This window comes from Bradyrhizobium niftali, assembly GCF_004571025.1.
In the GTDB taxonomy this organism is placed as follows: domain Bacteria; phylum Pseudomonadota; class Alphaproteobacteria; order Rhizobiales; family Xanthobacteraceae; genus Bradyrhizobium; species Bradyrhizobium niftali.
Genome location: NZ_SPQT01000141.1, coordinates 1 through 629 on the forward strand (window position 1 = coordinate 1; position 629 = coordinate 629).

General features: G+C 57.9%; 1 protein-coding gene. It reads right to left on the bottom strand.

What is annotated here, in order from left to right; all coding sequences use genetic code 11:
• A partial coding sequence (locus E4K65_RS46815) for a PAS domain S-box protein (protein WP_135179774.1) occupies nucleotides 1-629 on the bottom strand: 629 nt, incomplete at both ends.

A 629-nucleotide genomic window follows, 5' to 3' on the forward strand; every position in this document is an offset into this window, starting at 1 on the left:
CCCGGCGGCACTGTGTCAGGATCTAATTGGAAAATGCGAAATGTTTCCTTTGACCAGAAGGCCTCGCCCGTAGTGGGGTTCCAGCTGAAGCTGCCTGTGTGACTCAACTCCTGCGCCTGGGCCAAATGTGCTTCGCTCCGCTGCAGGGCAAGTTCGGTCCGCCTTCGCTCCGTGATATCTTCGCAGGCGATAAGGACAATGGGCTGCTCATCGCCCCAGAGCATGGCTTTGGCGTTTTCACGCACCCACAACACCGAGCCGTCCTTCCTGACTTTCCGGACGTCCCACGTGCGCGTTTGTCCGACATCCTCAAGGCACGTCCGAACGCATTCGCGAACGAAAGCGCGATCCTCCTCGAGAAATACGTCCAGCACGGATCGACCGATCAGTTCAGTACGAGGATAGCCTAGTTGTGTCGCGCCGAGCGTATTGACGTTGAGGACAATGCCGGCTTCATCGACCATGAAGTACATGGCCGGATTGTGCTCGAAGATGGCGCGCCAGCGTTTTTCGCGATCCTCCAAATCGGCCGCACTCTGCTGAAGCTTGGCCGCAACGACACGCGCAGCCTCTCTTTCCTGGCGGAGCTTTCCGATCAGGTGCGCTCCCACAATCGAGGCAATAAAGAA